This is a genomic window from Okeania sp. SIO3I5, from assembly GCF_010672085.1.
Lineage (GTDB): Bacteria > Cyanobacteriota > Cyanobacteriia > Cyanobacteriales > Microcoleaceae > Trichodesmium.
The window spans coordinates 1-9147 of the sequence record NZ_JAAHHT010000317.1 but is presented as its reverse complement, the minus strand read 5'-3'; the positions used below and the strand labels follow the sequence as shown (position 1 = coordinate 9147).

The window sequence follows — 9147 nt, the reverse complement described above, 5'->3', positions numbered from 1 at the left end:
TGAAAACCAAATTTATTATTGGCAGCAACTAATTTATTGATGGTATTTTTATCTGCTTTTTGGGCTAATTTATGTTGCTTCTGATTTCTGAAAATTATTGTACTGCCAGGTAAGTTATAGACTCCGAGAATGACAATTAAAATAATTGCTCCTAGAGACATTTGAGCAGAAATATCAGAAAATTTATTGACAAGTTCTTTGAACATTATTTTACCTCACTATAATCAATTGATAAAAATGATAATTATATTAATTTTCAACATTGCTAACTTTTTTGTCATCAATAATTTAAGACCATTTTGAAAAAAGAATGTTACGAATAGTTTGGCAAACAAAAATGGTTAAAGTCAGATGTATATTTGGCAGGATCGAATTATTTCATGGTCAAAAATGATAATAACAGCTCTTTCTACTGACTACTGACTACTGACTACTGACTACTATAAACAGTTCCAGTATTTGTAGCAAACATTTATCAAATTGGTATAAGACTGCTATATAAAACTTACTCTTAATTTTCTGGATTTGTAATTGCTCCCATAAACAGAATAGCGCCAGATTCGTCATCCCTAATGGCAAAAAAGAAGGGACGATTAACTAACATCTCAATAGGTATAGGTGAACTTCTAGCTCCTCCTGTCACGCTAGTAACAGCGGCTGCTTCTGTTCCTTTTTCATTAACTTCAACAAATGTTTTATGTTTAACTTCATCAATATATAAATTTGGTGGAATAGGAAGCATTTTAGAAAAATCAGCACTACTGTTAAAAGCTATTTCCATTCCTAAAGATTTCAGCAGATCATTGAGAGTAACTTCATATTCTGTTTTAAATTTTGGCAAGCCTAAATTAATTTTATTTAACGTCAACTGTTTCAGCCAATTTTTCAAGTTTTCTTCATTCAAAGATTGATAAAATTTCTCTAAACCTACTTGTTCCTTGGGAAGAAATATATACATACTAACTCTACCTTTTTTATAGGGCAAACTCACTAGCTGAAAATCTTCATTCTCGTAATATAAATTCATTGAGGATTGGAACATAATTGGATGTTGTTTTTGAGTTCCATTAGCTAAATAAAAGGGCATATTTTTAGTAGAATCCTCTGAAAATGGTTGCTCCCAATCAGCTTTAAAATAAATAGCGTTTAACAACAGCATTACTACATTAGACTTGAATTCTTGAATAATTTTATCAATTTTGCCTTCAGTTTTATCTTTTACCCAATTATTGATAATTTTCGGACTATTAGGATCGTTAAAGTCAATTTCCCTTACCTGACTCTGATAAAATTCTTGATTTATTTGGATAAAACTTGGATAAAAAGAACTTCCCTTTCTAGTCCAGATTGAGTTGGCAATATTTAATTTAATCTCGGGATTTAAACTGTTTAATAAAATCCCTAAATCTTGATTTGCTTGATTAATTTCCTCCAAACTCATTCCCTCAAAGTTTAAAGTTTTAGCCATAGCTTCTTGAGTTTTTCCCGCAGCGCCATTGTAAGTCATAGATAGAGCGATCGCTATACTTATTGGTGAGATAAAAACATTTTTGTCTGATTGGGATTTCTGAATTTCTGAAAATATTTGAAAACCAAATTTATTATTGGCAGCAACTAATTTATTGATGGTATTTTTATCTGCTTTTTGGGCTAATTTATGTTGCTTCTGATTTCTGAAAATTATTGTACTGCCAGGTAAGTTATAGACTCCGAAAATTACAATTAAAGTAATTGTTCCTAGAGACATTTTGGCAGAAATATTAGAAAATTTATTGACAAGTTCTTTGAACATTCTTTTACCTCACTATAATCAATTGATAAAAATGACAATTATATTAATTTTCAATATTGCTAATTTTTTTGTCAGAAATAATTTCAGACCGTTATATCAAACTTACTCTTAATTTTTTGGATTTGTAATTTCTCCCATAAACAGAATAGTGTCAGAATTATTATCTCTAATTGCAAAAAAGAAAGGGCGATTAACTAACATCTCAACAACTCTTTCCATTTGTCTACTTCTTGACATTATTACACTGGTAACTGCCGCTGCTTCTGTTCCTGTTTCATTCACTTCAACGAATGTTTTATGTTTAACTTCACTAATACATAAGTGTTCGGAACTAATTCCAGAAAAATCTGCTTCGTCTTTAAAAGCTATTTCCATTCCTAATGATTTCAGGGTCTCATTGAGAGTAATTTCATATTCAGTTTTAAATTTTGGCAAACCCAAATTAACTTTGCAAGAGTCAAACTTTTGCATCCATTTTTTCCAGTTTTCCTCATTTAAAGCTCTATAAAATTTCTCTAAACCTACTTGTTCCCTAGGGAGAAATATATACATACTTACACTACTTTCTCTGTATGGCAAATTTACAGCTTGGAAATCTTCATTTTCATAATATAAATGTCTTGATAATTGAGACATGATTGGATGTTGCTTTTGAGTTCCATTGCCTAAATAAAAAGGCATCTCTTGAGTAGAATCTTCTGAAAATTTTTGTTGCCAATCAGCTTGGAAATAAATAGCATTTAACAGAACCATGACATCATTGGAGGTGAGTTCTTGAATAATTTCATCAATTTTGCCTTCAGTTTTGTCTTTTACCCAATTATTGATTATTTCTATACTTTGAATTTCTTGAACTTGACTCTGATAAAATTCTTGGTTTATTTGCAGAAAACTCCCCTCAAAATGTACTCCTTTTTGAATCCAGATTGAGTTAGCAATATATAATTTAATTTCTGGATTTAAACTATCTAATAAAATTCCTAACTCTTGATTTGCCTGATTAATTTCCTCTAAACTTATCCCCTGAAAATTTAAAGTTTTAGCCATAGCTTCTTGAGTTTTTCCACCAGCGCCATTGTAGGTCATTGATAGAGCGATCGCTATGCTACTTGGCGAGATAAAAATATTTTCATTTTGCTGATATTTCTGAATTTCTGAAAATAGTTGAAAGGCAAATTTGTTATTAGCAGAAACTAATTTCTTGATTTTATTGCTCATATCTATACTTCCTATTTTGGTTAACCTAAATAATAGCAAATACCAAAAATCATCAACCCTCAACACTGCCGACTTGCCATTTTATTAAGCACTCCCGCGTTGCTCCAGGAAAAACTGCTTTTGCGACAATTACTTGATTTTCTTATGGGTAATTTAATCTCAGGATTTAAACTATCCAATAAAATTCCTAATTCTTGATTTGCTTGATTAATTTCCTCTCAACTCATTCCCTCAAAATTTAAAGTTTTAGCCATTGCTTCTTGAGTTTTTCCCACAGCACTATTGTAAGTCATAGATAGAGCGATCGCTATACTACTCGGCGAGATAAAAATATTTTCATTTTGCTGATATTTCTGAATTTCTGAAAATAGTTGAAAGGCAAATTTGTTATTAGCATAAACTAATTTATTGATTTTCTTGCTCATATCTATACTTCCTATTTTGGTTAACCTAAATAATAGCAAATACCAAAAATCATCAACCCTCAACACTGCCGACTTGCCATTTTATTAAGCACTCCCGCGTTGCTCCAGGAAAAACTGCTTTTGCGACAATTACTTGATTTTCTTATGGGTAATTTAATCTCAGGATTTAAACTATCCAGTAAAATTTCTAATTCTTGATTTGCTTGATTAATTTCCTCTCAACTCATTCCCTCAAAATTTAAAGTTTTAGCCATTGCTTCTTGAGTTTTTCCCACAGCACAATTGTAGGTCACAGATAGAGCGATCGCTATACTACTCGGCGAGATAAAAATATTTTCATTTGCCTGGGATTTCTGAATTTCTGAAAATAGTTGAAAGGCAAATTTGTTATTGGCATAAACTAATTTATTGATTTTATTGCTCATATCTATACTTCCTATTTTGGTTAACCTAAATAATACCAAATACCAAAAATCATCAACCCTCAATACTGCCGACTTGCCATTTTCTGGAGCAACGTCCGAGTGCTTCAGGAAAAACTGCTTTGGCGACAATTACTTGATTTTCTTATGGGTAATTTAATCTCAGGATTTAAACTATCCAATAAAATTCCTAATTCTTGATTTGCTTGATTAATTTCCTCTCAACTCATTCCCTCAAAATTTAAAGTTTTAGCCATAGCTTTTTGAGTTTTTCCCACAGCACAATTGTAGATAACAGATAGAGCGATCGCTATACTACTCGGCGAGATAAAAATATTTTCATTTGCCTGGGATTTCTGAATTTCTGAAAATAGTTGAAAGGCAAATTTGTTATTAGCATAAACTAATTGCATCATGGTATTTTTATCTGCTGTTTGGGCGAATTTCTGCTGCTTCTGATTTATGAAAATTATTCTACTGCCTGGTAAATTACAGACTCCCAGAATTATAATTAAAATAATTGCTCCTAGAGAAATTTTGGAAGAAATACCATAAAATTTCTTGACAAGTTCTTTGAACATTAGCAATTCCACAAAAGCGTGAGATACAAAGTTCGTTGATTTTAGGGATTAGGAAATAGGAAATCAAAAAGGTTGAAAACCAAAGTTGTTATTGGCAGAAACTAATTTCTTGATTTTCTTGCTCATATTTATACTTCCTATTTTAGTTAATCCAATAATAGCAGCGGACATCTATAAATGCTTAAATTCAATTAGGGATTACTTCTAAATTCAGAATTATGAATTATAAATTATAAATTATGAATTTATATCACATTTTTGGATTTGTAATTTCTCCCATAAACAAAATAGTTCCAGAATCATTATCTCTAATTGCAAAAAAGAAAGGACGGTTAACTAACATATCAACAACTATCTTTGCACTTCTCGTTCCCATTGTTATACTGGTAGTTGCTGCTGCTTCTGTTCCTTTTTCATTAACTTCAACAAAGGTTTTATGTTTAACTTCATCAATATATAACTCTGGTGGAGTAGGACGCATTCCAGAAAAATCTGCTGCCCTTTTGTCAAAAGCTATTTCCATTCCCAAAGATTTCAATACATTATTGAGAGTAACTTCATATTCAGTTTTAAATTTTGGCAAACCTAAATTAACTTTGTGATACTCAAACTCTAACATCCAATTTTGCCAGTTTCGAGCATTTAAAATTTGATAAAAATTTTCTAATCCTACTTGTTTTGCAGGCAGAAATATATACATACTTACACGACCTTCTCCATAAGGTAAACTTACTGCTTGAAAATCTTCATCTTCGTAATATAAATGTTCAGATGATTGAAACATAATTGGATGTTTTTTCTGCCTTCCATTTAGCAAATAAAAAGGTAATTCTTTAGTAGATTTTTCTGAAAATTCTTGCTCCCAATCAGCTTTAAAATAAATCGCATTTAACAAAACCATGACCGAATCTGGTTCTAGCTTATCAATAATTTGATCAATTTTTCCCTCCGTACAATCCTTAACCCAATTATTAATAATATCTGGTGTTTGAGGATGATCGAAATCTATTTCACTTACTTTACTTTGATAAAAATATTGATTTCTTTGTAGAAAACTTGGATCGAAAGATATTCCTTTTTTAGCCCAGATAGAGTTGCCAATATCTAATTCAATCTCTGGATTTAAACTATCTAATAAAGTTGCCAATTCTTTATTTGCCTGATTAACTTCCTCCAAACTCATTCCCTGAAAATTTAGAGTTTTAGCCATAGCTTCTTGAGTTTTTCCACTAGCACCATTGTAGGTCATAGATAGAGCGATCGCTATACTACTCGGCGAAATAAAAATATTTTCATTTGACTGTGATTTATGAATTTCTGAAAATAGTTGAAAAGCAAATTGATTATTAGCAGAAACTAATTTCATACTCATATCCATATATCCCGTTTGAGCTAACTGATTCTGGATCGGATTTGTATGATTATCGGTATGATTTTTCTGATTTTTTAACTTTATTGCAGCTCCCGGTAAATGATAGACTCCAAAAATTACAAATAAAGCAATTGCTCCTAAAGACATTTTTGCCGAAATAGCATAATATTTATGTATAAGTGCTTTGAACATTTTATTACCTCAATGGAGTGAATAAATAATAATGACAATCGATTTAATTTTCAACGGTGCTAATTTATTTGTCTTACCATTCTGGGCATTAATTATATTTTTGCCTAACTGGAAAGTGACCCGTAAAATTATGGAATCCTTGATTCCTTTTGCAATATTAGTAACCGTTTATATTTATTTACTTATTAGTAGTCTTACCCCTGAATCAGCAGCAGCTTTATCCAATCCTACTCTGTCAGATATCGCTAAATTCTTTGGGGAAGAATCAGCAGCAGCAACAGGATGGCTTCATTTTTTAGTTATGGATTTGTTTGTTGGTCGTTGGATTTATTGGGAAGGACAACGCACTGGCGTTTGGACTGTCCACTCAATAATTTTCTGTTTATTTGCCGGACCTTTTGGCTTATTATGTCATATTTTAACCTATTGGATCAGTCAAAAATTCTTCAGTAATTCTACAGAAAATACAAATTCAATACCTACTGTAGAAGGGGGTTCATTAATGGATAATGGATAATGGATAATGGATAATTACCTCTCCCTAAAAGAGAGAGGATTGACTAAAAGGAAAAGATTGATTTTTTCCCCTTTCAAGGGGAGGCTTTAAACCTAAATTATCTAATTATTTAATTGTTTAATTATTAATTATTTCGGTAAAATTAAGAAATTCATCTAAAACCCTCTTAAGTTTATAGGTTCTTAATCAAGATTCAGTAGTTTCTCATATACTATTAATATTGTGAAGCTTAAATAAATCCTTAGACCTCTCCAGAAAAGAGGGAATAGGGTTCATTAATGGATAATGGATAATGGATAATTACCTCTCTCTTTTAGGGAGAGGATTGACTAAAATGAAAAAATTGATTTTTTTTCCCTTGAAAGGGTCGGCTTTAAACCTGAATTATCTAATTATTTAATTGTTTAATTATTAATTACTTCGGTAAATAATTAATTATTTATGTACGATAATTGATTTTATTTTTGATTTTTGGAGATGTCTATTAGAATATTTTAGGTAAGAAATAGTAAGTCATTTCAATTATCAGTTAGTAGTACCTCCAAGTGAACCATTGGGATTGAAATAATGAACCAAATATTTTGTTCCCCTTAAAAGGTGAAGCTTTAGACCTGATTTTGTGGTAAAAATTGTTAATTAGGGAATAAGTAACAGGAAAAATAATTGAAAAATAACTATTAAAAGTAATTGATTGGTTATTTGTATCACCAGTTGAATCAACTTATTATTTGTGAGAAATTATTATATTTTTATTGTTACTTATTCCTCCTGGTTATTATTGTTTTTTACCAAAATCTCAGGTTTCATGTCTCCCCTTGAAAAGGCATAAAAAAAAGAAAATTCAGCATTTAAAGTCTCCCTATTGCACGAAGTGCTGATAACTGAAAACGAAAATAATATTCTTATTTTTGACTATTAAATAGAGGTAAAATTATGGCAGTTAAATATGATATTGTAATAATTGGCGGTGGTTCTGCTGGATTAGTAGTAGCTTCTGCTGCTGCTCAATTAAAAGCTAAAGTAGTATTAGTAGAACGGGATAAAATGGGTGGTGATTGTTTGTGGTATGGTTGTGTTCCTAGTAAGTCTTTAATTCATGCTTCTCGTGTTGCTTATGAAGTAAAAAATGCTTCTAGGTTTGGCATTTATACTCAACCACCAGAAATTGAATTTGCTAAAGCAACTGGTCATGCTCAACAAGTAATAGCTAATATTGAACCCCATGATTCTCCAGAAAGATTTCGAGGTTTAGGTGTTGAAATTATTTTTGGGGAAGGTAAGTTTATAGACAAGAAAACTTTTGAAGTTAATGGTCAACAATTAACTGCAAGAGCTTTTGTTATTTCGACAGGTTCTCGTCCTGCAATTCCATCTGTGGAGGGGTTAAATTCTGCTGGTTTCCTAACAAATGAAAAGGTATTTTCTCTAAAAGAACGACCAAATTCTTTGGCAATAATTGGCGCCGGCCCGATAGGTTGTGAGTTGGGTCAAGCTTTTTCTCGTCTTGGTAGTGAGGTGATTATTATCTCTAGTAAAAGTCATATTTTACCGAAGGAAGAACCGGAAGCTGCTCGAATCGTACAAGAACAATTTGAGTCGGAAGGAATTAATATTTTAAAGGAAGTTAGAGCGGAAAAAGTGGAAGTTGTGGATGGCAAAAAGCAAATAACGGCAGGTGGAACAAATATTATAGTTGATGAAATTTTAGTTGCTGGTGGTAGGTTGCCTAATGTCGAATCTTTGAATTTAGAAGCTGCTGGAGTAGAGGTAGGAAAACAAGGAATTATTGTTAATGAAAAGCTGCAAACTACTAATTCTAAAATTTATGCTTGTGGAGATGTAATTGGTGGTTATCAGTTTACTCATGTAGCTGGTTATGAAGCGGTTGTTGCTTTAACAAATGCGTTATTTTTTCCTATTAGTAAAGCGAATTATCGAGTTATTCCTTGGGCAACTTTTACCGATCCAGAATTGGCAAGAGTAGGATTAACAGAACAGCAAGCGAGGGAACGTTATGGAGATGATGTTTATATTTTGAAGCAACCATTTTCTGGTGTAGATCGCGCTCAAGCTGAAGCAGCTACAAAAGGATTTGGTAAGATTATTACTAGGGGAAATGGGGAAATTTTAGGAGCGCATTTAGTTGGTATTTCTGCTGGTGAATTAATCCATGAAATTGTTTTGGCAATGTCGAATAAGTTGCCTGTTTCTGCTTTGACTGGAATTCATATTTATCCAACTTTATCTGAGGTAAATAGTAAAGCAGGTTTATTGTTGAAAAAGCAGAAATATGCCAAGAATTTATGGCAGCAAAATATGTTGGAAAAGTTCTTTAGTTGGAGGCGCTCTTTTTAAGAATTAACAGTTAATAGTTATCAGTTGTAGGGTGGATAAATATAGAAATCCTAAAATAGACTGTAATATTTTATCGTAGGGGTTTGGTTTCCAAATCCCGTTTTAGTTTGTGTTTGGAGACCAAACCCCTACAGTTTTTTTCACAAATCATTTAATTAGGTAGGTGGGAAAATTTACCGAAACAATTAAACAATTAAATAATTAAATAATTAGATAATTCAGGTTTAAAGCCTCCCCTTTCAAGGGGAAGAAAATAAATTTTTTCCTTTTTGA

The 9147-nt window shown here is 31.6% G+C and carries 9 protein-coding genes; 2 read left to right on the top strand and 7 right to left on the bottom strand.

Going from position 1 to position 9147, the window contains the following annotated elements; all coding sequences use genetic code 11:
• The 7 genes from F6K40_RS36400 to F6K40_RS36370 form a co-directional block, all read right to left on the bottom strand.
• On the bottom strand, nt 1-206 hold a 206-nt coding region (locus F6K40_RS36400), incomplete at its 3' end, for a hypothetical protein (protein ID WP_293143917.1).
• 305 nt (nt 207-511) lie between these two features.
• A complete protein-coding gene (locus F6K40_RS36395; RefSeq protein WP_293143913.1) occupies nt 512-1792 on the bottom strand; it encodes a serpin family protein in 1281 nt (426 codons plus the stop codon).
• A 108-nt stretch (nt 1793-1900) separates the two neighbouring features.
• Complete coding sequence (locus tag F6K40_RS36390) at nt 1901-3010, bottom strand: serpin family protein (RefSeq protein WP_293143910.1); 1110 nt, start codon at nt 3008-3010, stop codon at nt 1901-1903.
• 218 nt (nt 3011-3228) lie between these two features.
• Complete coding sequence (locus F6K40_RS36385) at nt 3229-3435, bottom strand: serpin family protein (RefSeq protein WP_293143907.1); 207 nt, start codon at nt 3433-3435, stop codon at nt 3229-3231.
• 218 nt (nt 3436-3653) lie between these two features.
• Complete coding sequence (locus F6K40_RS36380) at nt 3654-3989, bottom strand: serpin family protein (RefSeq protein WP_293143904.1); 336 nt, start codon at nt 3987-3989, stop codon at nt 3654-3656.
• An 89-nt stretch (nt 3990-4078) separates the two neighbouring features.
• Nucleotides 4079-4438 (bottom strand): serpin family protein, encoded by a 360-nt coding sequence (locus tag F6K40_RS36375; RefSeq protein ID WP_293143901.1) that lies wholly within the window; start codon nt 4436-4438, stop codon nt 4079-4081.
• A 250-nt stretch (nt 4439-4688) separates the two neighbouring features.
• Entirely contained in the window at nt 4689-6002 is a 1314-nt protein-coding gene (locus F6K40_RS36370; protein WP_293143898.1) for a serpin family protein, read from the bottom strand.
• Between the two features lie 31 nt (nt 6003-6033).
• Here F6K40_RS36370 and F6K40_RS36365 point away from each other — a divergent pair, with 31 nt between their 5' ends.
• Nucleotides 6034-6519 (top strand): ABA4-like family protein, encoded by a 486-nt coding sequence (locus F6K40_RS36365; protein WP_293143895.1) that lies wholly within the window; start codon nt 6034-6036, stop codon nt 6517-6519.
• 933 nt (nt 6520-7452) lie between these two features.
• Nucleotides 7453-8874, top strand: coding sequence for a dihydrolipoyl dehydrogenase family protein (locus tag F6K40_RS36360; RefSeq protein ID WP_293143892.1), 1422 nt, complete (start codon nt 7453-7455; stop codon nt 8872-8874).
• The last annotated feature ends 273 nt before the right edge of the window (nt 8875-9147 follow it).

Bases quoted from the DNA above. Each gene is read 5' to 3' on its own strand.
- F6K40_RS36365 (WP_293143895.1), top strand. From the start codon at position 6,034: ATGACAATCGATTTAATTTTCAACGGTGCTAATTTATTTGTCTTACCA.
- F6K40_RS36385 (WP_293143907.1), bottom strand. From the start codon at position 3,435: ATGAGCAAGAAAATCAATAAATTAGTTTATGCTAATAACAAATTTGCC.
- F6K40_RS36370 (WP_293143898.1), bottom strand. From the start codon at position 6,002: ATGTTCAAAGCACTTATACATAAATATTATGCTATTTCGGCAAAAATG.
- F6K40_RS36390 (WP_293143910.1), bottom strand. From the start codon at position 3,010: ATGAGCAATAAAATCAAGAAATTAGTTTCTGCTAATAACAAATTTGCC.
- F6K40_RS36395 (WP_293143913.1), bottom strand. From the start codon at position 1,792: ATGTTCAAAGAACTTGTCAATAAATTTTCTAATATTTCTGCCAAAATG.
- F6K40_RS36375 (WP_293143901.1), bottom strand. From the start codon at position 4,438: ATGTTCAAAGAACTTGTCAAGAAATTTTATGGTATTTCTTCCAAAATT.
- F6K40_RS36360 (WP_293143892.1), top strand. From the start codon at position 7,453: ATGGCAGTTAAATATGATATTGTAATAATTGGCGGTGGTTCTGCTGGA.